Below are 20,883 nucleotides of genomic sequence, written 5' to 3' on the forward strand. Positions count from 1 at the left end.
GTGCCGTTCGGCCGATCCTTTCCGGAACGATGCGTCACGATCGAACTGAATGCGGAGGATAGCCGATGCCGAAAGCCCGCGCCGGAGATCGTCAACCTCCGCGCCCCCGCCGCGCGAGGCAGAAGCAGGTTGTGGCGACACATGTGCCGCCTGATCGTGTCGCGCCGCCCAGTCTGCCCGCGGTGATTGCCCCCCCGTTGCCGCCCGCGAGCGACGACCTGGAGGCAGGTCATCACTCGCCGATCGATCGGATCACGCGCGCCGGCATCGGTCGCCTGACCAACGGCTTGTCGCCTGCGGCGCTGGCGATGGCGTGGCTCGACTGGGCCTATCATCTCGGCACGTCGCCCGGAAAGCAGGCATGGCTGGTCGAGAAGGCGGCCCGGAAGTGGACCCGGTATGCCGACTTCCTGGTTCACTGCGCGAGCGCGCCGGCGAGCGCGCATAGCTGCATCGAGCCTCTCCCTCAGGACCGTCGCTTCGCCGATCCGGGATGGCGGGCGCCGCCGTTCAACGCCATCTATCAGGCCTTCCTGCTGACCCAGCAATGGTGGCACAACGCGACGACGGACGTGCGCGGCGTCTCGCGACACCACGAGGACGTCGTGGCCTTCACGGCCCGGCAGATTGCCGACATCTTCTCGCCCAGCAACTGCCCGCTGACCAATCCTGCGGTGTTGAAGCGTGCCGCGGAGACGGGCGGCCTCAATTTCGTGCATGGCCTGCAGAATTTCCTGGAGGACTGGCGGCGCAACGTTCTGCAGCGTCCGCCGGTGGGTGCCGATGCCTATCGCGTCGGCGTCGACGTGGCAGCGACGCCGGGCCGTGTGGTCTACCGGAACGAGCTGATCGAGCTGCTGCAATACGATCCGGCCACGCCGAAGGTCCGGCGCGAGCCGGTGCTGATCGTGCCCGCCTGGATCATGAAGTACTACATCCTCGATCTGTCGCAGCAGAATTCACTGGTGCGCTATCTGGTCGGGCAGGGGTTCACGGTCTTCATGATCTCGTGGCGAAACCCCACCGAGGCGCAGCGGGATGTCGGCATGGCGGATTACCTTCGCCTGGGCATCTTCTCCGCTCTGGACGAAATCGAGCGCGTCGCTCCGGACGCCAAGGTCCATGCGACCGGCTATTGCCTCGGCGGTACCTTGCTCGCCATCGCCGCCGCCGCGCTGGCACGCGATCGTCGCGATCGCCTGCGGTCGATGACGCTGTTTGCCGCACAGGTCGATTTCGCCGAGGCGGGCGAGCTGACGCTGTTCATCGACGAATCGCAGGTCTCGTTCCTCGAGGACCTGATGTGGGAGCACGGCTACCTCGACACGCATCAGATGGCCGGAACCTTCCAGCTTCTGCGCTCGAACGACCTGATCTGGTCGCGCATGGTCAACGAGTACATGATGGGCGAGCGGGCGCCGATGACCGACCTGATGGCATGGAATGCCGATGCCACGCGCCTGCCTTACCGGATGCACAGCGAGTACCTGCGCCGCCTGTTCCTCGACAACGAGCTCGCGGTCGGGAGATACGAGGTCGACGGACGCGTCGTGGCGTTGACCGATATCCGCGTGCCGATCTTCGCCGTCGGCACCGAGTGGGACCATGTCGCGCCGTGGCGTTCGGTCTACAAGATCAATCTGCTGACCGACGCGGACGTGACCTTCGCGCTCACCTCGGGCGGCCACAATGCCGGGATCGTCAGCGAGCCCGGCAATCCCCGGCGGCGCTATCGGATTACGCATCGGCGCGCCAACGATCCGTATGTGGACCCCGAGGCCTGGCTCGCCAATACGCCGGCGCAGCAGGGCTCATGGTGGCCAAGCTGGGCGGCATGGCTCGGACGCCATTCGATCGGGCAGGCTTCGCCGCCGCGGGCGGCCGCCGGCGTGGCGCCGGCGCCGGGAACCTACGTGCTGCAGGCCTGATCGCAATCCGATCCCGTTGTTAACCAAGGTTGCGCCGCGGTGGGCTGCCGGGGCGCATCGACGGGACGCAACGCTTTATCAACGAATTTTCTGCAATTCTTACGGTGAGGAAACGCCTATTCACGAACAGGAGGTCGACATGGCCGGACGCGTGATCGGCTTTACCGAGACGGAGAAGGTGGACCACCTGATGACCCGCGAGATGCTGGACAAGCGCGCTCTGCATGCCCTTGCCGCGTTCCGCGACGAAGTCGAGATGGCGATCTTCAGCGCCAATACCGAGATCATCGGCCGCGAGACGCCCAACCTGACGCGCGACAGCTTCCTGAAGCTGGCTGTAGCCGTCGCGGAATCCCGCGCCCGCTACATCAAGGTGGCGATCGAGTTGGCCGCGATGGCTGGCAAGAAGCCACCCCGGGAGATGATCGACGCCCTCGCCGAGGCGCGGCGCGCCTATGAGGAGATCACGCATGCCTTCCAGGCGGTCGAACGCGTGATCGAGCGCGGCTACATCCCGGTCGCCAAGCTCGCCAAGGTCGGCTGAGCGCCGCGAGATGCGCGCCTAGCCGGGCTGCTCCGCGATCGCCCGCAATCCGGCAAAGGCGGCATCCGGGCGCAGGATGATCCAGGTCGGGATCGGCGCCAGATAGACCGACATGCGCCCCTTGGCTTCGAACCTTTCGCGGAACGACGAAGCCGCGAGATGGCTCGCTATCCGCGGTGCGATGCCGCCCCCGATATAGACACCGCCGCGTGCGCCGCTGGTCAGGGCAAGATTGCCGGCGACACCGCCGAGAAAGCCGCAGAACAGATCGAGTGCGGCTTTCGCAACGGTGCAGCTGCCGTCCATTGCCGCCCCCGTGATGCCGGCTGCGTCGCGCGGCGGCGCCGCCACCCCGTCCAGAGTCATCACTGCCTGATAGAGATTCTCGAGACCCTGGCCCGACAGCGCGCGCTCCGCCGAAACGTGGCCATGCCGCTCGCGCAGATATGCAATGACATCCGCTTCGCGTGCGTCCGTTGCCGGCAGCGTCGCGTGACCGCCTTCGGTCGGCACCACCGCCGGCCCGCCCGAGCCCGGCACGTAGAGGCCGACGCCAAGGCCGGTGCCCGGTCCCAGCACAGCCATGGGCGCTCCGGCTTGCGCAGGGCCGCCACCGATCTGCTGCAGGTCGCTGCCGCTCAATCCCGGCAGAGACCAGGCGAGCGCCTCGAAATCGTTCACGACGCGGCTGGACCTGAAGCCGAACCTGGCCCTGAGCGCATTGCCGTCGATCACCCATTCGCTGTTGGTGAGGTCGCAGCGGTTGGCCGCGACCGGTCCGGCCACCGCCAGTGCCGCCGCCGTGACGGCATTGCGCCCCTGCCGGCGCGCGAGGTAGGCGCGGACGGCATCCTCGAAGCGGCCGAAATCGCGGACGTGCAGGATCTCCATCCGGTCGACGACGCCGTCTGATAGCAGTGCAAACCGGGCATTGGTGCCGCCGATATCGCCGATCAGGGCGGCCGGGGCGGCTTGCGCCGCCGCCGGCTTACGAGGCGCAGCCGTCATGGTCCGATCCTAGCCGGCTTCGCGTCCGGCGCGACCGCTGTCAGGGGTGCCACCAGCGGCCGTTCAGCACCAGGCCGGCGGCCAGCAGCCGGCGGTCGCCGGTATGGATCTCGCCGATCGAATCGACGTAGTCGAAGCGGCCCTTGACGACATCGATGACGCTGGCCTCGCCGATGGCGCCGACCGTCAGGGTGCCGAGCTCGGGCCGCCCGATCGCCTTCGCGGGATTGGTCGCCGACAGCCTGATGACGGTCGGCAGGTCGAGGCCGAGGCAGAGGAACTTCGACATCGTGGTCAGCAGGTCGAAGGCCGGGCCCTCGATCGAGACGGCATGCACGTCGGAGGAGATGACATCGGGCAGGAAGCCGGCCGCGAGCATCGCCCGGGTGGTGGCGAAGCCGAACGAGCCGCCGCCATGGCCGATATCGAAGACGATGCCGCGTTCGCGCGCTTCCAGCACCTCCTCGCGCACCCGTCCGTCGGCGCGGGCCGGCGCGTTCGGAAACGGGCGGAAGCAATGGGTCAGCACATCGCCCTTGCGCAGCCGCGCCAGCACCTCCTTGCGCGCCGGCGGCGGGTTGTCGAGATGCGCCATCACCGGCAGGCCGAGCTCTTCCGCCACCTCGATCGCCATGTCGAGCGGCATGATGCCGTTGTCGCCGCCCGCGACCTTGCCGACGCGCACCTTGATGCCGACGATCAGATCGGCGTTCTCCCGGGCCACGCGGCGGCATTCCCGGAGGTCGAGCAGCCGCAGGTCGGCGCATTCACCCACCATCACCGGCTTCGAGAAGGCGTAGATGCCGGGGAACGAGACGTTGAGATAGGGCAGGATGCGCACCGGCGACGGATCGATCACGTGCTTGCGGAAGCCATGGAAATTGCCGGGGCCGGCACTGCCGGCATCGACGAAGGTGGCCACCGCGCCGGACCGCGCCAGAGGCTCCGCTGCGACGCCGAGCGAGGTTCCGCCCCAATAGACATGGGTGTGGAGGTCGATCAGGCCCGGACAGACGATCCTGCCGCCGACATCGCGGATGTCCTGGCCGTGCAGGTCCTGACCGATGGCGGCGACCTTGCCGGCGGAGAAAGCGATATCTCCGACGGTATCGAGCCCCTGGGCGGGATCGATGATCCGCCCTCCCTTCAGCACAAGGTCATGCATGGATCGGCGCCTCCAACTGGGCACGGCGGCAGGGAAGCCTGGTTGGGGCGGGAGGATTCGAACCTCCGTATGTCGGAATCAAAATCCGATGCCTTGCCACTTGGCGACGCCCCAATTCGGGGGCCGCAAGCTAGCGCGAAGCGCCGGCCATGACCAGCCGCCTGATCGGCCTAAAACGCCGGTACTTCGCGCCGTTCGGCGAGAATTCGGCGCTCAGCCGACCTTGACGAACTTGGCGAAGACGTAGCCGGTCTTGTCGCCGACCTTCACCTTCATCCACCGGCCGTCCTTGCTCTTCTCGATCACCTGCAGCTTCGCGCCCTGGCGCAGCTGCTGGATCACCTTGGACTTGGTGTCCGGCTCGGTGCGGAAGTTGGCTTTCGCGGCGGATACCGTGCCGGGGCCGAGATCGGCCCGCGCGATCGGCGACGCCGGCTTCGCCGGGGAAGGTGCGGCGTGGACCGAGGCGGCGGCCAGCACGAGGCCGGCGGCCACCAGAAGTGCTTTGGCGATCGACATGAGGGCGAACCCGAGGGATGTGCAGGAACGCGCCAACCTATCGCGATTCGCGCCGGCGCGGGATGTGGTGCAGCAGCGCGTCCAAAGTTGTCTCATCCAGGTCACCGATCTGCTCGGCCAGACGATTGGCGAGTTCGGTCGCCTTGGGCGTGAGTCCGCTGGTATCGACGACCACGCGGGGATGCGAGAGGTGGGCGAGGCGGTGCAGCGCCTCGGCGTCGTCCCAGATCAGCAGGAAGTAGCTGCAGAGCCGCTCCACCATGGCGAAGCTCGGCCGCCCGCGATGGCCGTGCTCCAGCGCCGAGAGATAGGCCGAGGTGACGCCGAGATCGGCCGCCATCTGCTTCAAGGTCACCCCGCGCATTGCGCGAAGCTCGCGCATGCGCCGGCCGAACGGAGTCACCGCTTCGACTCCTTCGGCTTGAGGCGGCGCAACAGCACATAGAGCGCGCCGTCGCCGCCATGTCCGGGGCCGGCCGGACCCACGCCCAGCACCAGGTCGGCCAGCGGCGGCTCGGCCAGCCAGCGCGGCACCGCCTGGCGCAGCACGCCGCGCCGGCGGGCGGGAATGGGGCCCGGCAGGTCGGGCTCGTCGCGGCCCTTGCCGGTGATGACCAGGGCGTGGCGCCGGTCGGCCGCAGCCGAGCGGCGAACAAAGCCGCCGAGGGCGTCGAACGCGGCGGCCTCGGTAAGTCCGTGCAGATCCAGTCGGGCGTCGATCGGGATGATGCCTCGCTTCAATCGATCGGCGGTGCGGCGGTCGATGGGCGGCGGTCCGGCCCGCTTCCGCTTGGCGATCCCGGACTTTGGCGGCGGCGGCGGGATCTCGGCGGTGGCCGGGCGCTGCGCTGGCGCGGCAGGAGCAGAGACAGGCGCTGCCTTGCGCCCTTTCAGAGGCCTGGCCGTGGCCGCCAGCGAATGCCAGAGATCGAGATCGGCGCCGGAGGGCTTAGGCGAGCGGCTCATCGACCACGATGATATGCAGCCGCCGCGGACCATGCGCGCCCATGACCAGCTGCTGCTCGATATCGGCGGTGCGCGACGGGCCGGAAACGAAATTGACCGCGCGCGGCATGTCGCCCGGCGCGCGCGCGGCACGCAGCCGGGCGAAGGCATCTTCGAGGGCGCCGACGACCTGGTTCTTGCCGAGCACCACGATGTGGTTGTCGGGCACGAAGTTGAGGGTGGTCGGCCGTGTCGGCGCCGAGCAGAGCATCAGCGTGCCGGTCTCCGCGATCGCGGCGAAAGCCGGCGTCACGCTGGTTGCGTCATCGATGGTTGCCGGGCCACGCGCGATCTCCAGCAAGGGCCGGTCGGCCCAGGGAATGCTGTCGAGGCTCGCGTCCGGCGACAATTTCAGCCGCGGGGGAAGGTTGTGTCCGGCCAGGTACTCGGTGACCCGGCTCGGCACCTCGGCGAGGGAGGCGACCCGCTCGACGGTCGCGGCCAGCTCGCCGGCCTTGCTTGCGAACAGTTCCAGCTGCGCCTCGGGCGGTATCTGCGCCCGCGCCGGGACGAGGTTGCGGCGCGGATGGGCGATGCGGTCCTCCACCGCGGCGACAGAGGTGCCGCTCGGCGCGTTGCGGCCGAGGCCGGCGCGCACCGCGCCCAGGATGCGATCGCGGCCCGAACTCATGTGCCCCGTTCGCGCCGCCAGCGGGCGTGGAACGTCCCGCCCTCGGGCGCCGGCATGTCGCGCACCTGCGTCCAGCCGCCGGCCAGCGGCAGCTTGGCGAAGCGACCGCGCTTGCGGCCGGCGGCGCCGAGCATGGCGATGGCGAGGCGCGTCGCCACGCGATAGAGCGTTGGGCGCTTGGCGAGCCAGGCCCAGAGCTCGATCCCGGCCCGCTGCAGCGACGGCGCCACCTTCCGCTCGTACGCCACCTCACGCCAGTGCCGCATGATCGCGGGCAGCGGGATCTTCATCGGGCAGACGCTTTCGCAGCGGCCGCAGAAGGTGGAGGCGTTGGGCAGATGCTGTGCCGCCTCGATGCCGAGGAAATGCGGGTCCAAGGCGGCGCCGATCGGGCCGGGATAGACCCAGCCATAGGTGTGGCCGCCGACCGCGTGATAGACCGGGCAATGGTTCATGCAGGCGCCGCAGCGGATGCAGCGCAGCAGGTCCTGCAGCTCGGTGCCGAGCATGGCGGAGCGGCCGTTGTCGAGCAGCACGACATGAAACTGCTCCGGCCCGTCCAGGTCGTCGGGCCGTCGCGGCCCGGTGGACAGCGTGGTGTAGACCGACATCTCCTGGCCGGTCGCCGATCGCGCCAGCACGCGCAGGATGGTCGCGCAATCCTCGAGCGTCGGCACCACCTTCTCGATCGAGGTGACGACGACATGCACCTTCGGCAGGGTCTGGGTCAGGTCGCCGTTGCCTTCGTTGGTGACGATCACGGTGGAGCCGGTCTCGGCGATCAGGAAATTCGCGCCGGTGATGCCGACCTCGGCCTCGAAATACTTCCGCCTGAGAATCTGCCGCGCCTCGTTGACCATCGCTTCCGGCTCGGTCTGGCGCTCGGTATAGCCGAGCTTCTGGTGGTGCTGATGGAACAGCTCGGTGATCTGCTCCTTGGTCTTGTGCACGGCCGGGCCGATGATGTGCGAGGGCGGCTCGCCCGCCAGCTGGATGATGTACTCGCCGAGATCGGTCTCGATCGGCTGAACGCCGTTCTCCTCGAGGAAATCGTTGAGCGCAATCTCCTCCGACACCATCGACTTGCCCTTGGTCGCCGTCTTGGCGCCGACCGAGCGGCAGATCGACAGCACGGTCTCACGCGCCTGCGCCGGCGTGCTGCACCAGTGCACATGCCCGCCGCGCGATTCCACCTGCGCGGCGAACCGTTCGAGGTAGGTGTCGAGGTTCTCGATCACGTGCGTCTTGATGGCGCGCGCCTCGTCGCGCAGCGCGTCGAATTCCGGCAGGCCGTCGATCGCGGCCTTGCGCCGCACCGGAAAGTTCAACTCCAGACGGCCGAGCGCGGTCTTCAGCTGCGCGTCGCCCAGCGCCTTGGCGGCATTCTTCTTGAAGGCATGCGCGGTGGACTGCATGTCACTTGGCCTCGCCGATCGCCGGGCCGTCGGCCATGCCGGCCAGCACTTCCGCGACGTGGCGCGTGCGCACCGGAATGCCCTCGCGCGTAAGCCGCCCTGCCATATTGAGCAGACAGCCGAGATCGCCGGCGAGCAGCGTCTCCGCGCCGGTCGCCGCGATGTCGGCGGCCTTGCGCGCGACGATCTCGCCGGAGATATCCGGGTACTTGACGCAGAACGTGCCGCCGAACCCGCAGCAAGTCTCGGCCCCGGGGAGTTCCGTCAGCTCCAGCCCCTCGACCGTGGCGAGAAGCTTGCGCGGCTGCGCCTTGACGCCGAGCTCGCGCAGGCCCGAGCAGCTATCGTGATAGGTCGCGCGTCCCTGGAACCTGGCGCCGACGCGCTCGACGCCCAGGATGTCGACCAGGAAGGCCATGAGCTCGTGGGTCCGGCCGGCGAGATCTTCCGCCTCCCGTTTCCACGCGGGCTCGCCGGCCAGCAGGGCAGGGTAGTGCTCGCGGAGCATGCCGGCGCAGGAGCCGGACGGCGCCACGACGTAGTCGAAGCCGCGGAAGGCGGCGATGGTTTGCCTCGCAATCTCCGCGGCGTCCCGGCGGTCGCCCGAGTTGTAGGCTGGCTGGCCGCAGCAGACCTGCGAGGCGGGCACGCTCACCCGGCAGCCGGCATCCTCCATCAGCTTGACCGCCGCAAAGCCGATGGTGGGCCGGAACAGATCGACCAGACAGGTGACGAAGAGCCCGACATGAGGCGTGCCGCTCGGCATGACCAGATCCGCAAACCGTTCAGAAAAGTCGGTGTTCGTCGCCCGGACTATAGGGACCGCGCGGCGGCGGCGCCACGGCGCAGCCGGTCGATCTCGATCGGCCCCTTGAGCTGACGGACCGACGCCGACAGGAACCCCTCGTCGAACCGGTCGTGCCGTTTCGTCATCGCATCGGGCAGCCGGTGCCAGGGCAGGGTCGGCCGCTGGTGATGCTGACGATGCAGGTTGCCGTGCAGGATCATGAGCGATGCCCAGCGCGGCAGCGCCAGGTTCCAGGCGAAGCGGCGGTCGTCGAGCGGGGTGCCGTGGTGATACAGGTTGTCGACGAAACCGACCAGGAAGCCGCGCGCCACCAGGAAGGCCGCGAGCAACGGCCAGTTCTCGCCGTACAGCCAGAAGGCGAGCCCGAATACGGCCAGCGCCAGCAACCCGTCCAGTCTCACGCCGGGCAGGACGCCGGGCGCGAACAGGGATGCGCGGGCATGCGCCGCCACGCCGGGCTCCTCCGGCAGAAAGGCGCGGTCGATCAGGCGATCGATGAGGCGCCGCGGCAGCAGGCAGATCAGCGGCGCGGCAATCTCGCCGAGATAGAGACCGAACAACATGCCCCAGTAGTACCGGGCATAGGCGATGACGTGCGGCACCCGGCCGGGATCGAAAGTGTCGGGGCGGTCATGCACATGGCGGTTGAACCCGTGGTGCCCGAGATGCGCCGTCCGCAGCACGCCGAGCGCGGAGCCGAACAGGATCGCCAGGAGGCGCCCCAGGGCATCGTTGGCGGCGCGGCCCGGCAGCAGGTTGCCGTGCAAGGCCTCGTGCAGCACGGCCCAGTAGCTGTTGGAGATCAACACCACCGGTATCAGCAGGACCGCCCAGGCCAGGCCGTGGGACAGCAGCACGGGCACGGCGAACAGGGCCATGGCGACCAGGGCGATATGTGCGATCGCGCCCCAGGCCGCGGCGCGCTCGAGCCGCCGGGCCCGGCCGAGAGACCCGATATCACCAGCGCTCACGCCGATTTCTCCCCAACGCCCATGCCCGTCACCCTCTTACGGATGTTGACCCTGCAGTGCAATGACAGGCAGATAGGCGGGTCGGCAGGGTGTCACGGACCGGTGACTTGTGGGCGCATTGGGTCGTCCGCAGGATCGCTCAGCGGGGCCGGGCCGGCAGTCTGTGGAAGGTGAGGGACGAGATGCGTTGGTGGTTGACGGCGGCGGCGGCAATCCTGATCGGTCTGGGCGGCACTGCCATTGCCCAGGATGCGCTGACGCCGGCCCAGAAGGAGGCCGTCGAGCGGCTGGTTCGCGAGGTCATCCGCACCAACCCGGAGATCATCATGGAGGCGCTGGAAAGTCACGACCAGCGTCAGAAGCAGGCGGAAGCTCAGCGCTTCGTCGATGCGCTCGGCGCTCAGAAGCACGCCATACGCAGCGACCCGAATTCCGAAGTGACGGGCAATCCGCAGGGCGACGTGACGGTGGTCGAGTTCTTCGACTACCGATGCCCGTATTGCAAGCAGGCGCACACCCAGCTGCAGGCGCTGATCAAGCGTGATCCCAAGGTGCGCGTCGTGCTGAAGGAATTCCCGATCCTCGGGCCGGAATCGCTGCTGGCATCGCGTGCCGCCATTGCGGCGCGGTTCCAAGGCAAATATCTGCCCTTGCACACCGCCATGCTGGAGACGCGCGCTCTCAACGAGGCGGTCATCTTTCGGCTGGCGGCGGATGTCGGCCTCGATGTCGAACGCCTGAAGAGCGATATGTCCAAGCCCGAGGTGCAGGCGATCATCGCCAGGAACCGCAAGCTGGCCGAAATGCTCGGCATCACCGGGACGCCAGCCTTCATCATCGGGGATCAGCTGGCGCCGGGGGCGCTCGGTGTGGATCGGCTGGCGGCCATGGTCGAAGAGGCCCGCACGGCCTGCCGTACCTGTTGAGCCAAGTACGGCTGTGGCGCGAGATCTGATCGCGCCCACGACTTTTGCGTGCGCAGGGCCGGATTGGCCGTAACCTCACCACCGGGCCGCGCCTGACAAGGCGCGGCCCGGCAGTGGGGCGGCCGCCGTCCGCTCCCCCTCTTGAGCCAACCCCCTCAGGCCGCAGCTGCCGAGCTCACGTGCATCTTGGGAATGCACGCCAGCATCTCGGTGCAGCGGTCTCCCGTGCGGGCTGTCCCGACGGCGACCTTAGCTGTGTCGGCTTCACAGAACGAAGCCGGGCCGCTCATATATCAGTTGCAGCATATCACGACAACGTGCTCTTCGCCCGGCCCGCCCGGGTTCGTGTTAGGCTTCTCATATGGCTTCCGTCCTGACGCCGGCCTCATTGACCGATCTCGCGGCCGAGCGAATCCGCGAAGCGGTCATGCGGGGCGAGCTGCGGCTCGGCGAGAAGATTTCGGAAGCCTCGCTTGCCGCGGCGTTGCGCATGAGCAAGACGCCGGTGCGGGAAGCACTGGTGCGCCTGAGCAACGAGGGGCTGGTGATCATCTCCCCCCGCCGCGGCACCTTCGTATTCCGCCTCACCCGCGAGGAGATGGCCGAGATCAGCGGTTTCCGCTTCGCGCTCGAGAGCTCGGCGCTGCGCCTCTCGTTCGAGCGCGATCGCCAGGCGTTGATCCGCATCTTGAGCGAGGCCGTGGCCACCATGACCGCCGCGCGCAAGCGGGGCGACCTGCGTGGCTATGGCAAGGCCGATGCGGACTTCCATTGCGGCATCATTCGCGGCTGCGACAATCGCTATCTTGTCGAAGCGTATCAACGCATCTCGGCGCGCGTCGCGGCCATCCGCACCCACATGACGCCGCGGCCGCGCATGACCGACACGGCCTTCGCCGAACATCACCGGCTGGTGCGGCTGCTACAGTTCGGGCGTCTGCAGGCCGCGATCGACCTGCTCGGCCGGCATATCGACCGCAATGTCCGCTATTACGTGCGCGAGACCCTCGACCCCGCCGAGCCGGGCCGGGCGGAGGAGCTTCGGCGCAAGCTCGGAATGAAGGACGGCTCTCGCCAAGTGCGGCGCCGGCAGCGTCTGCCGCCGGCAAGGCGTGCTCAGGCCTTCACGCCGGCATAGGCCGCCGGCGGCGCATCGGGGTCGAGCGGCCAGCGTGCCCGGGGCGCTGCCGCCAAGTCATCGACGAGGCCAAGGCGCAGCCTTTCCAGGCCTGCCCAGGCGACCATCGCGGCATTGTCGGTGCAGAGCGCAGCCGGGGGCACCACCAGCTCGCAGGCCGCGGCCGCGGCGAGCGCAGCGAGACGGTCGCGGAGCGTCTGGTTGGCGGCAACGCCGCCGGCCACCACGAGATGCCGCAGGCCCGGTGTGGCGATGCGGGCCAGCGCCAGCGCTTGCGCCGTCCGGTCGGCCAGCACGTCGGCGACGGCCGCCTGGAACGACGCCGCGATGTCGGCGGTCGTGGCAGGATCCAGCGTGCCCTGAGCGGCCGCCAACAGGCGCACCGCCGTCTTCAGCCCGGAGAATGAGAAATGGCATCCCGGCCGGCCCAACATCGGCCGCGGCAGGGCGAAGCGCTTTGGATTGCCGGTTTTCGCCGCGCGTTCGATGGCCGGGCCGCCCGGATAGCCGAGGCCGAGCAGCTTCGCCACCTTGTCGAAGGCCTCGCCGACCGCATCGTCGATCGTGGTGCCGAGGCGGCGGAAGCGCCCCACACCGTCGACCAGCAGCAGCTGGCAATGCCCGCCCGACACCAGCAGCAGCAGATAGGGAAACGGCAGGTCCGCCACCAGGCGGGGGGACAGGGCATGCGCTTCCAGGTGGTTGACGGTGACCAGCGGCTTCCGCGCGGCGGCGGCGATCGCCTTGCCGGTCATCAGGCCGACCATCAGCCCGCCGATCAGGCCGGGGCCGGCGGTGGCGGCCACGGCGTCGAGATCGGCGAAGCCCAGGCCGGCTTCGGCCATGGCCTCCTCGATCAGGCGGTCGATATGCTCGATATGCACGCGGGCGGCGATTTCCGGCACCACCCCCAGATAGGGCCGATGCTGGTCGATCTGGCTGAGCAGGCGCTCCCCCCTGATGCGGCGGGTGTCGTCCACCACCGCGGCGGCGGTTTCATCGCAACTCGTCTCGATTCCAAGCACCAGCATCGCTTTATCGTAGATTGGTCGGCCGCGGGATTGGTCAGGCGGGGCGGGAGGCGTCTATCATCGGCGGGATGAATCGGCAAACCCTCTTGCGGCTCGGTACCCGCGGCTCCCCCCTGGCATTGGCGCAGGCGACCGAGGCGCGCGACCGCCTGCTCGCCGCCCATCCGGGGATCGGTCCGGGCGGCGTCGAGATCGTGACGTTCAAGACGACGGGCGATCGTATTCAGGACCGGCCGCTCGCCGAGGCGGGCGGCAAGGGGCTGTTCACCAAGGAACTGGAGGAGGCGCTGATCGACGGCCGGATCGACATTGCCGTGCATTCGATGAAGGACATGCCGACCGTGCTGCCGCCCGGGCTGGTGATCGACTGCCTGCTCCCCCGCGAGGACCCGCGCGACGCATTGATCGGCGCCGCCGACAGCATCGGCAACCTGGCCCATGGCGCCGTGGTGGGCACCTCGTCGCTGCGCCGCCAGGCGCAGCTGCTGAGCCTGCGCCGCGATCTTCGCGTCGTCGGCCTGCGCGGCAATGTCGACACGCGGCTTCGCAAGGTGGCGGAGGGGGCGATCGAGGTCACGCTGCTGGCGATGGCGGGGCTCCGCCGGATTGACCGCGCCTCCGCCGGCAAGCCGGTTTCGCCCGACGAGATCCTCCCCGCGGTCGCGCAGGGCGCAATCGGCATCGAGCGGCGGGCCGATGATCCGGCGGTCGAGGCCCTGCTGGCGCCGCTCAATCACGCCGAGACCGCGGCGCGGGTGGCGGCGGAGCGCGCGATGCTGGCGGAGCTCGACGGCTCGTGCCGCACGCCGATCGCCGGCCTCGCCGAGATCGATGCCGATGGCACGTTGATGCTGCGCGCCGCGGTCTATGCGACCGATGGCAGTGCGGCCTGGACGACGACGCGAGCGGGGGGCGCCGCCGACGCGGCGCGCCTTGGCGCCGATGCGGGACGTGAGCTGCGCATGCGCGCGGCGCGAGTGCTCGGCTGATGGCGCGGCTTCTAGTCACCCGGCCGATCGAGCAGGCCGAGGGCCTCGCCGAGTATCTGCGCGGCCTCGGCCATGAAATCCTGGTCGAGCCGATGCTGCGCATCCGCTTCCTCGACGAGGGATTGCCGCCGCTCGACGGCGTGCAGGCGCTGCTCCTGACCAGCCGGAACGGCGCGATCGCGCTGGCCCGCGCGACCGGACGCCGCGACCTCCGGCTGATCGCGGTCGGCGATGCCACGGCGGCCGAGGCCCAGACTGCCGGCTTTGCGCAGATCGAGAGCGCGCACGGCGATGCCGCTGCGCTCATCGATTACGTGGCCCGCCATCTCCGTCCCGAGGACGGGATGCTGCTGCACATTTCCGGCTTCGACGTGGCCGTGGATGTCGCCGGCGCGCTGGCGGAGAAGGGCTTTCAGGCCGACCGCGCCGTGCTCTACGAGGCGGACGTGGCCGATGCCCTGACGCCGGCCTTGCGGACGGCGCTGGCCGAGCGGGCGATCGACGGCGTGCTGTTCCATTCGCCCCGTGCCGCCCGCACCTTTGCGGGACTGGTGGAGGATGCCGGTCTTGCGGCGCGGCTGCGCAGTGTCACGGCTTTCGCGCTGAGCCATCAGGTGGCGGAGGCGATCCGGCATCTCGACTGGCAGGCGATCCGGGTGGCCGAGGCGCCGAACGAGGCGGCGCTGCTGGCGCTGCTGGAAGTTCCGGTGGCTCTGGCCGGTCCACCGCCAGTGCCGCCGCCGGCGCCCAGAGTGTCGCGCCTGCCGGGCCTGTTCATGGCCGCGGTGATCGGGCTGATTGCCGGCGCGGCGGCGGCCTACGGCGTGGTGCGGTGGCTGGTGCCGGCAACGGCGACGATCGCGCCGGCGCCGGCCGCGACGCTCGACATACGTCCGCTGCAACAGCGGCTGGCCGAACTCGAACAGCGCCTGGCCGCCGCGCCGGCGCCGAATGCAGATGTCGACGCGCTGACAGGTCGCGTTGCGGCGCTGGAGGCGCGGCCGGCACCGGCCGATGCCTCGGCGCGGCTGGACCAGCTGGCGGAGCAGGTGAGGCAGCTGGAAGCGCGGCCGGCCGGCGGCCCCGGCGAAGCCGCCGCCGTCACCGGCAGTGGCGATGTCGTGGAGCGTCTCGCCGCGCTCGAGCAGAAGGTGCAGAGCCTTGCCGAGCCGCAGGCTGTGCCGCCCGAGCTGTCGGAGCGCCTGGAGGCAGTCGAACGACAATCCAAGGCGGTTGCCGATCGTCTGGCCGCCGCCGCCCCGCCGGCCGGCGAGGCGCGGCGCGTCGCGCTGGTGCTCGGCGTCAACGATCTCACCGAGCAAGTGATGTCCGGGCGCCCCTATGCGGAAGCGCTGGATCAGGTTGAAACCCTGCTCGGCGAGGAGAAGCCGCTTGCCGCGCCGCTGCAGAAGCAGGCCGGCACCGGTGTGCCGACGGTGGCCGCCCTGCGGCGCGAATTCGATGCCGTCGCCCGCGGCGTGATTGAGGCAGCGGCGGCGGGCGAGGGCGATCACTGGCTGGACCATGTGCGCGGCCGCCTGGCTTCGCTGTTCGTGCTGCGCCGGACCGGCGAGGTGCCGGGCGAAGCGCCGGACGCGGTGGTGGCCCGGGCGGAAGCGCGCCTGCAGGACGGCGACCTCGCGGGCGCCGTGGCAGAGATCGGCAAGCTGACCGGACGGGCGGGGGAGGCGGCCGCGGATTGGCTGCGCCCGGCGCAGGCGCGGCTCGACGCCGAGGCGGCGCTGGCGGCGCTCCGGCGCCGCACCTTCGAAATCGCCCGCGCCGGGCTCAGATGATCCGCCTGGTCCTTGCCGTCGTCGTCATGCTGGCGCTGTCGCTGGCGGCGGCGTGGCTGGCCGATCGGCCGGGCCGGCTGGTGCTGGACTGGAGCGGCTGGCGCTTCGAGACGAGCGTCGCCGCCATCCTGGCCGTTCTGGTCGTGCTCACCGTGCTCGCTGCGCTGCTGCATCGGATCTGGCTGTGGCTGCGCGACCGTCCCGGCGCGCTCGGCCGGTTCCGCGATCGTGGCCGGCGCCGCAAGGGCCTGGAAGCGCTGACCCGCGGGCTGGTCGCAGCGGCGGCCGGCGACACCCGCGACGCCGTCCGGCTGGCCGAATCGGCCGGCCGGCTGCTGGACGAGCCGGCGCTGAAACTGCTCCTGGCGGCGCAATCGGCCCAGATGACCGGCGACGACGTCCGGGCCGAACGCGCCTTCAACATGATGCTGGAACGCCCGGATACCGAATTCCTGGGTCGTCGCGGGCTGCTGGTACTGGCCCGGCGGCGGCAGGATCTGGGCGCGGCGCTGGCGCATGCGCGGCGGGCGCATGCGCTGCGGCCGGGCACCGCCTGGGTATTGACCGAATTGATCGATCTGGAGGCGGCGGCGGGAAATTTCCCGGCCGCGGCCGATGCCGCCGCCCAGGCGGAGCGGCGCGGCGTGCTGCCGGGGCCCGAAGCGGCGCGGCTGCAGGCGACAGCGCTGGTCGAGCTGGCGCGCCGGGCCGAGGCCGAAGGCGATGCGAAGGAGGCGCTGCGCGCCAGCCTGCGGGCGCACGAGCTTGTTGCCGATTTCACGCCGGCCGTCACGCTGGCGGCGCGCCTCTTGCTGGCCCGCGGCAAGCGGCGCCGTGCAACGAGGCTGCTCACCGATGCCTGGGCCGCCGCACCGCATCCCGATATTGCGGAGGCATATCTCGATCTGGAGCCCGAGGCGGCGCCCGAGCGGCGCCGCGTTCGGGCGCAGGAACTGGCGGCGCTGCGGCCGGACGATCCGGAAAGCCGCCTGCTGCTGGCCCGCGCGGCGCTGGCCGCCGGCGACCTCAAGGCGGCACGGAACGAGATCGCGCCACTGGCCGGCGAGCAGGCGGAGCCCCGGGTCTGCCGCCTGATGGCCGAAATCGACGAGGCCGAATACGGCGATGCGGCCTCGGCGCGGGACTGGCTGCGCCGCGCCGCTAACGCGCCGATCCGGGCGGCCTGGCGCTGCACCTCGTGCGGCTTTGCCACCCCGGCCTGGAGCGCGTTCTGCCCGGCTTGTGCGGCCTTCGGCGCCGTTGGCTGGAGCCTGCAGGCGCCTGCCGCCATGCGGCCGCCGCTGGTGACGCTCGGCGCCGTGCCCTTGCCGCTGCATGGACCGGCGGCGCTGCCGCCGGTGCGTGGCGGATGAACTCCCGTATCGGCATTGCGTTTGCAAGATAGAAGGCGAACGGAGACGCAGAGAATGCGCCGATGACGGAAAAGCGATCGGGGTCCGGATTCAGGTCGTCAGGCCGCTACGTCCTGATCGGCGTGCTGACCGCGGCGCCGCTGGCGATCACCTGGTTCATCTTCGATTTCCTGTTCCGCCAGCTCTCCGATTTCGGACGTCCGCTGGTCGCCGCGGCGGCATTCGAGCTCGCGCCCGACCAGCCGGCCATCGCCGCCTGGCTCGACAACGAGACTTTCCTGTCCGTTCTGGCGGCGCTCGCGACACTGTGCCTGCTCTGGCTGCTCGGCTGGATGACCACGCGCATGGTCGGGCAGCGGATGATCCGGACCTTCGAGCGACTGATCGGCCTCATCCCCTTCGTCGATCAGGTCTACCACGCCACCAAGCGGTTCCTGACCGTGGCGAGCACATCGAGCGGCAGCGGCGAGCGCCGCGTCGTGCTGATCAATTTCCCTTCGGCCGAGATGAAGACCATCGGGCTCGTCACCAAGATCCTGAAGGACCGGGATACGGGGGAGGAGTTGGCCGCCATCTATGTGCCGACCGCGCCCAATCCGACTTCGGGCTATATCGAGATCGTCCCGGTGCGCGACGTCACCTTCACCGATTGGACCTTCGACCAGGCCATGGCTTTCGTGGTCACCGGCGGCTCCAATGCGCCCGATACCATCGCCTACGGCAAGATAGGCGGCCCGGCCTCATCGGTGACCGGCCCGCCGACGCGGTGAGCGACAAGCGCAAGCGGCCCATTGCGGGCTCTCGCTCAGGCGGGTCGGCGGCGATACAGGGCGATCGAAGTCAGCGACATCACGACCTCGTCCCGCTGGTTCAGGCATTCGGTGGTGAATCGCACGCTGCCGATGTCCGGGCGGCGCTGCGACGGTGCCTTGTCCAGAACGGTGGAGCGCACGCGGAGCGTGTCGCCGGGGCGCACCGGCACCCGCCAGCGCAGGTCGTCGAAGCCGGGCGAGCCGATCGAGGCGGCCGTGCCGACGAAGCTGTCCACCATCAGGCGCATCGCCATGGAGGCGGTGTGCCAGCCGCTCGCCACCAGGCCGCCGAAGATGCTGTCCTTCGCCGCTACGGCGTCGAGATGGAAGTATTGTGGATCGAACTCGCGGGCGAAGGCGATGATCTCTTCCGCCGTCACCGTCTTGCTGCCGGTCTCGCGCACGGTGCCGGGCTGGACATCCTCGAAGAAGATCATGCCGCGGCTCCCGCCGGCCGGCGCGGAAACAGGCCTTTGCTCCGCATGGTCAGGACCATCTCGCCGGCCTGGTTGCTGAGCTCGTGGCGGACGATGAGCAGCCCGCGATCGGGCTTCGTTCGCGACGCGCGCGCCTCCAGGACGATAAGCCTCAGCGAAATGGTGTCGCCCGGCCGCACCGGCTTCAGCCAGCGCAGTTCGTCGATGCCGGGTGAGCCGAGGCTGGGTGCGCGCGTCGCCAGCAGGCCGTCGACGAACAGGCGCATGACCATCGAGGCGGTATGCCAGCCGCTGGCGATCAGTCCGCCATAGGGATAGCTCTTCGCCGCCTCTTCATCGATGTGAAAGGGCTGGGGATCGAAGGCCGTGGCGAAGCGGACGATTTCCTCCTTCGTCACCGTGCGGCGGCCGAGCTCGAATTCCTGCCCGGCGCGGAAGTCGTCCCAGTAGAGCCTCGTCTCCGAGGTCATCCCGCGGCTCACGCGTTGAAGCGGAAATGGACCACGTCGCCGTCCTGCACGACGTAGTCGCGGCCCTCGAGGCGGAACTTGCCGGCTTCCTTGGCACCCGCCTCGCCGTTGCCGGCGACGTAGTCGCCATAGGCGATCACCTCGGCGCGGATGAAGCCGCGTTCGAAATCGGTGTGGATGACGCCCGCGGCTTCCGGTGCCTTGGCGCCCTGGCGCACGGTCCAGGCGCGCGCCTCCTTCGGACCGACGGTGAAGAAGGTAATCAGCCCGAGCAGGTCATAGCCGGCGCGGATCAGGCGGGCGAGACCGGTCTCCGTCAAGCCGAGATCGGCAAGAAAGACCTGGCGTTCCTCCGGATCGGTCAGCTGCGCCACTTCGGCCTCGATGGCGGCCGAGATCACGACGACGCCGGCCTTCTCCGCCTTCGCCTTTTCCGTCACTCGTTCGGTGTGCCGGTTGCCGCTGGCCGCCGAAGCTTCCTCCACATTGCAGACATAGAGAACCGGCTTGGCGGTGAGCAGCTGCAGCTCCCTGAACGCCTTCGCCTCGGCGGCATCCACTGCGACGGTGCGGGCCGGCTTGCCGGCGCGCAGCACCTCCAGCACCTTCTGCATCAGCGCGAGACGCATCTTGGAATCCTCGTCGCCCCCGCGCGCCTTCTTGGTCGCGGCGTCGACGCGGCGCTCGATCGAATCGAGATCGGCCAGCATCAGCTCGGTCTCGACCGTTTCGGCATCGGCGATCGGGTCGACCCGGCCCTCGACATGGGTGATGTCGGTGCCCTCGAAGCACCGCAGCACGTGGCAGACGGCGTCGACCTCGCGGATATGGGCCAGGAACTGGTTGCCGAGGCCTTCGCCCTGGGAGGCGCCGCGCACCAGTCCGGCGATGTCGACGAAGCCGATCTGGGTCGGGATGACCTGTGCCGACTTGCCGACGCGGGCCAGGGTGTCGAGCCGTGCATCCGGCACGTTCACCACGCCGGAATTCGGCTCGATGGTGCAGAACGGATAGTTCGCGGCTTCGGCCGCCGCGGTCTGCGTCAGCGCGTTGAACAGGGTCGACTTGCCGACATTCGGCAGGCCGACGATACCGCACTTGAATCCCACGCTAGGTCTCCTCGGCCTGATTTGCCCCGGCCTGGCTTGAGCCGGCCTGGCTTGACCCGGGTGGTGCCGGCTTCTTCGGCTTCGGCGGCGCGATCAGCGTGCCGACTCGCGAGGCGAAGGCGGCGTCCTTGCCCTCCGCCAGAAGCGGCGAGGCCTCGGCGATCGCCGCCAGCAGCGGGTCGAGCCAGGCATGCTCCGCCTTGGCAAAGTCGTTCAGCACCCAGGCCAGCACCTTGTCGCGCTCGCCCGGATGGCCGATACCGAGCCGGCAGCGCCGATAGTCCGGCCCGACATGCGCGTCGAGCGAGCGCAGCCCATTGTGGCCCGCATGTCCGCCACCGGCCTTCATGCGCAGCTTGCCGGCCGCGAGGTCGAGTTCGTCATGGAACACCACGATGTCCTCGGGCGGAATCTTCAAATATCGCGCCGCCTCGCCCACCGCTTCCCCGGACAGGTTCATATAGGTCAACGGCTTCAGAATCAGGCTGCGCCGGCCGCCCAGCTGGCCTTCGGCGACGAGGCCCTTGAACCGCGTGCGCGGCGCGGCGAACCGCTGCTTCGCGGCAATTGCATCGACCGCCATGAAGCCGATGTTGTGACGGTTGCGCATATGTTCCGGCCCGGGATTGCCGAGCCCGACGAGAAGCAGCATGGCTGTGCCCGATCAGGAAGCCCGGGCCCGTGCCGCCGATTCGGCGGCACGGGCGCTGGGCAGACGGTCAGCCCTTCTTGCCACCACCACCGGCCGGCGCCTTGGCCGGCGCGGCGGCGGCCGCGGCGGGCGCCTTGCCGCCGGGGGCGGCGGCGG

22 protein-coding genes and 1 tRNA gene are annotated in these 20,883 nt (G+C 69.6%); 8 read left to right on the forward strand and 15 right to left on the reverse strand.

The genetic code is table 11. The features are described 5' to 3' along the window. The first annotated feature begins 65 nt into the window (after positions 1-65). Together DT074_RS13940 and DT074_RS13945 are read left to right on the forward strand one after the other, a co-directional pair. Entirely contained in the window at positions 66-1,928 is a 1,863-nt protein-coding gene (locus tag DT074_RS13940; RefSeq protein WP_119420465.1) for a PHA/PHB synthase family protein, read from the forward strand. 139 nt (positions 1,929-2,067) lie between these two features. After that, complete coding sequence (locus tag DT074_RS13945) at positions 2,068-2,472, forward strand: hypothetical protein (RefSeq protein WP_119420466.1); 405 nt, start codon at positions 2,068-2,070, stop codon at positions 2,470-2,472. A gap of 18 nt (positions 2,473-2,490) precedes the next feature. On the opposite strand, the gene glk is transcribed toward DT074_RS13945, so the two are convergent. From glk to DT074_RS13995, 10 genes are all read right to left on the reverse strand, one after another. Further along, complete coding sequence (gene glk, locus DT074_RS13950; RefSeq protein WP_119420467.1) at positions 2,491-3,480, reverse strand: glucokinase; 990 nt, start codon at positions 3,478-3,480, stop codon at positions 2,491-2,493. Positions 3,481-3,520: 40 nt separating this feature from the next. Then, the gene (locus DT074_RS13955; protein ID WP_119420468.1) at positions 3,521-4,645 is read right to left on the reverse strand and encodes an amidohydrolase/deacetylase family metallohydrolase; all 1,125 of its coding nucleotides are present in this window, start codon (positions 4,643-4,645) and stop codon (positions 3,521-3,523) included. Between the two features lie 39 nt (positions 4,646-4,684). Further along, positions 4,685-4,759: transfer RNA gene (locus DT074_RS13960), tRNA-Gln, on the reverse strand. 99 nt (positions 4,760-4,858) lie between these two features. Then, positions 4,859-5,164 carry an SH3 domain-containing protein gene (locus DT074_RS13965; RefSeq protein WP_162914894.1) on the reverse strand — a complete coding sequence of 102 codons (306 nt, stop codon included), beginning with the start codon at positions 5,162-5,164 and terminating at the stop codon, positions 4,859-4,861. Between the two features lie 37 nt (positions 5,165-5,201). Further along, the gene (locus tag DT074_RS13970; RefSeq protein ID WP_119420470.1) at positions 5,202-5,567 is read right to left on the reverse strand and encodes a helix-turn-helix domain-containing protein; all 366 of its coding nucleotides are present in this window, start codon (positions 5,565-5,567) and stop codon (positions 5,202-5,204) included. Further along, positions 5,564-6,130 carry a Smr/MutS family protein gene (locus DT074_RS13975; protein ID WP_368744669.1) on the reverse strand — a complete coding sequence of 189 codons (567 nt, stop codon included), beginning with the start codon at positions 6,128-6,130 and terminating at the stop codon, positions 5,564-5,566. The genes DT074_RS13970 and DT074_RS13975 overlap by 4 nt, the downstream gene beginning before the upstream one ends. Continuing rightward, complete coding sequence (locus DT074_RS13980) at positions 6,114-6,800, reverse strand: LutC/YkgG family protein (RefSeq protein WP_119420472.1); 687 nt, start codon at positions 6,798-6,800, stop codon at positions 6,114-6,116. Before DT074_RS13980 ends, DT074_RS13975 begins: the two co-directional genes overlap by 17 nt. Continuing rightward, positions 6,797-8,215 (reverse strand): LutB/LldF family L-lactate oxidation iron-sulfur protein, encoded by a 1,419-nt coding sequence (locus DT074_RS13985; RefSeq protein WP_119420473.1) that lies wholly within the window; start codon positions 8,213-8,215, stop codon positions 6,797-6,799. Before DT074_RS13985 ends, DT074_RS13980 begins: the two co-directional genes overlap by 4 nt. Before the next feature lies 1 nt (position 8,216). Then, positions 8,217-8,981 carry a (Fe-S)-binding protein gene (locus DT074_RS13990; protein WP_119420474.1) on the reverse strand — a complete coding sequence of 255 codons (765 nt, stop codon included), beginning with the start codon at positions 8,979-8,981 and terminating at the stop codon, positions 8,217-8,219. 47 nt (positions 8,982-9,028) lie between these two features. Further along, on the reverse strand, positions 9,029-9,994 hold the full coding sequence (locus DT074_RS13995; protein ID WP_119420475.1) for a fatty acid desaturase family protein: 966 nt from the start codon (positions 9,992-9,994) through the stop codon (positions 9,029-9,031). A 182-nt stretch (positions 9,995-10,176) separates the two neighbouring features. Between DT074_RS13995 and DT074_RS14000 the strand changes: the two genes are divergently transcribed. Both DT074_RS14000 and DT074_RS14005 read left to right on the forward strand, forming a co-directional pair. Continuing rightward, positions 10,177-10,920 (forward strand): DsbA family protein, encoded by a 744-nt coding sequence (locus tag DT074_RS14000; protein ID WP_119420476.1) that lies wholly within the window; start codon positions 10,177-10,179, stop codon positions 10,918-10,920. Positions 10,921-11,281: 361 nt separating this feature from the next. Continuing rightward, entirely contained in the window at positions 11,282-12,058 is a 777-nt protein-coding gene (locus tag DT074_RS14005; protein WP_119420477.1) for a GntR family transcriptional regulator, read from the forward strand. Here DT074_RS14005 and tsaD read toward each other — a convergent pair. Further along, positions 12,037-13,089, reverse strand: coding sequence for a tRNA (adenosine(37)-N6)-threonylcarbamoyltransferase complex transferase subunit TsaD (gene tsaD, locus DT074_RS14010; RefSeq protein ID WP_119420478.1), 1,053 nt, complete (start codon positions 13,087-13,089; stop codon positions 12,037-12,039). The two genes, DT074_RS14005 and tsaD, sit on opposite strands and share 22 nt — an antisense overlap. A 68-nt stretch (positions 13,090-13,157) precedes the next feature. On the opposite strand from tsaD, the gene hemC reads away from it, so the two are divergent. The 4 genes from hemC to DT074_RS14030 all read left to right on the forward strand — a co-directional run bounded on the left by hemC (position 13,158) and on the right by DT074_RS14030 (position 18,017). Continuing rightward, positions 13,158-14,078: a hydroxymethylbilane synthase gene (hemC, locus tag DT074_RS14015; protein ID WP_119420479.1), complete on the forward strand. Its 921-nt coding sequence runs from the start codon at positions 13,158-13,160 to the stop codon at positions 14,076-14,078. After that, a complete protein-coding gene (locus DT074_RS14020) occupies positions 14,078-15,874 on the forward strand; it encodes a uroporphyrinogen-III synthase (protein ID WP_119420480.1) in 1,797 nt (598 codons plus the stop codon). Before hemC ends, DT074_RS14020 begins: the two co-directional genes overlap by 1 nt. Next, positions 15,871-17,247 (forward strand): heme biosynthesis protein HemY, encoded by a 1,377-nt coding sequence (locus tag DT074_RS14025; protein WP_119420481.1) that lies wholly within the window; start codon positions 15,871-15,873, stop codon positions 17,245-17,247. The genes DT074_RS14020 and DT074_RS14025 overlap by 4 nt, the downstream gene beginning before the upstream one ends. A gap of 62 nt (positions 17,248-17,309) precedes the next feature. After that, positions 17,310-18,017 (forward strand): DUF502 domain-containing protein, encoded by a 708-nt coding sequence (locus DT074_RS14030; RefSeq protein ID WP_119420482.1) that lies wholly within the window; start codon positions 17,310-17,312, stop codon positions 18,015-18,017. A 35-nt stretch (positions 18,018-18,052) separates the two neighbouring features. Here DT074_RS14030 and DT074_RS14035 read toward each other — a convergent pair whose 3' ends face one another. From DT074_RS14035 to pth, 4 genes are read right to left on the reverse strand one after another with little or no spacing between them, the layout of a single operon-like run. Further along, on the reverse strand, positions 18,053-18,496 hold the full coding sequence (locus tag DT074_RS14035; protein WP_119420483.1) for a MaoC family dehydratase: 444 nt from the start codon (positions 18,494-18,496) through the stop codon (positions 18,053-18,055). Continuing rightward, positions 18,493-18,966, reverse strand: a complete 474-nt coding sequence (locus tag DT074_RS14040) for a MaoC family dehydratase (protein ID WP_119420484.1) — start codon at positions 18,964-18,966, stop codon at positions 18,493-18,495. Before DT074_RS14040 ends, DT074_RS14035 begins: the two co-directional genes overlap by 4 nt. An 8-nt stretch (positions 18,967-18,974) precedes the next feature. Next, on the reverse strand, positions 18,975-20,075 hold the full coding sequence (gene ychF, locus DT074_RS14045) for a redox-regulated ATPase YchF (RefSeq protein ID WP_119420485.1): 1,101 nt from the start codon (positions 20,073-20,075) through the stop codon (positions 18,975-18,977). A gap of 1 nt (position 20,076) precedes the next feature. After that, positions 20,077-20,727 (reverse strand): aminoacyl-tRNA hydrolase, encoded by a 651-nt coding sequence (gene pth, locus DT074_RS14050; RefSeq protein WP_119420486.1) that lies wholly within the window; start codon positions 20,725-20,727, stop codon positions 20,077-20,079. Between the last annotated feature and the right edge of the window lie 156 nt (positions 20,728-20,883).

Source organism: Desertibaculum subflavum, from assembly GCA_003576705.1.
GTDB lineage: Bacteria > Pseudomonadota > Alphaproteobacteria > Ferrovibrionales > Ferrovibrionaceae > Desertibaculum > Desertibaculum subflavum.

Bases quoted from the DNA above. Each gene is read 5' to 3' on its own strand.
- DT074_RS13940 (WP_119420465.1), top strand. From the start codon at position 66: ATGCCGAAAGCCCGCGCCGGAGATCGTCAACCTCCGCGCCCCCGCCGC.
- DT074_RS13945 (WP_119420466.1), top strand. From the start codon at position 2,068: ATGGCCGGACGCGTGATCGGCTTTACCGAGACGGAGAAGGTGGACCAC.
- glk (WP_119420467.1), bottom strand. From the start codon at position 3,480: ATGACGGCTGCGCCTCGTAAGCCGGCGGCGGCGCAAGCCGCCCCGGCC.
- DT074_RS13955 (WP_119420468.1), bottom strand. From the start codon at position 4,645: ATGCATGACCTTGTGCTGAAGGGAGGGCGGATCATCGATCCCGCCCAG.
- DT074_RS13965 (WP_162914894.1), bottom strand. From the start codon at position 5,164: ATGTCGATCGCCAAAGCACTTCTGGTGGCCGCCGGCCTCGTGCTGGCC.
- DT074_RS13975 (WP_368744669.1), bottom strand. From the start codon at position 6,130: ATGAGCCGCTCGCCTAAGCCCTCCGGCGCCGATCTCGATCTCTGGCAT.
- DT074_RS13980 (WP_119420472.1), bottom strand. From the start codon at position 6,800: ATGAGTTCGGGCCGCGATCGCATCCTGGGCGCGGTGCGCGCCGGCCTC.
- DT074_RS13985 (WP_119420473.1), bottom strand. From the start codon at position 8,215: ATGCAGTCCACCGCGCATGCCTTCAAGAAGAATGCCGCCAAGGCGCTG.
- DT074_RS13990 (WP_119420474.1), bottom strand. From the start codon at position 8,981: ATGCCGAGCGGCACGCCTCATGTCGGGCTCTTCGTCACCTGTCTGGTC.
- DT074_RS14000 (WP_119420476.1), top strand. From the start codon at position 10,177: ATGCGTTGGTGGTTGACGGCGGCGGCGGCAATCCTGATCGGTCTGGGC.
- DT074_RS14005 (WP_119420477.1), top strand. From the start codon at position 11,282: ATGGCTTCCGTCCTGACGCCGGCCTCATTGACCGATCTCGCGGCCGAG.
- tsaD (WP_119420478.1), bottom strand. From the start codon at position 13,089: ATGCTGGTGCTTGGAATCGAGACGAGTTGCGATGAAACCGCCGCCGCG.
- hemC (WP_119420479.1), top strand. From the start codon at position 13,158: ATGAATCGGCAAACCCTCTTGCGGCTCGGTACCCGCGGCTCCCCCCTG.
- DT074_RS14020 (WP_119420480.1), top strand. From the start codon at position 14,078: ATGGCGCGGCTTCTAGTCACCCGGCCGATCGAGCAGGCCGAGGGCCTC.
- DT074_RS14025 (WP_119420481.1), top strand. From the start codon at position 15,871: ATGATCCGCCTGGTCCTTGCCGTCGTCGTCATGCTGGCGCTGTCGCTG.
- DT074_RS14030 (WP_119420482.1), top strand. From the start codon at position 17,310: ATGACGGAAAAGCGATCGGGGTCCGGATTCAGGTCGTCAGGCCGCTAC.
- DT074_RS14035 (WP_119420483.1), bottom strand. From the start codon at position 18,496: ATGATCTTCTTCGAGGATGTCCAGCCCGGCACCGTGCGCGAGACCGGC.
- DT074_RS14040 (WP_119420484.1), bottom strand. From the start codon at position 18,966: ATGACCTCGGAGACGAGGCTCTACTGGGACGACTTCCGCGCCGGGCAG.
- pth (WP_119420486.1), bottom strand. From the start codon at position 20,727: ATGCTGCTTCTCGTCGGGCTCGGCAATCCCGGGCCGGAACATATGCGC.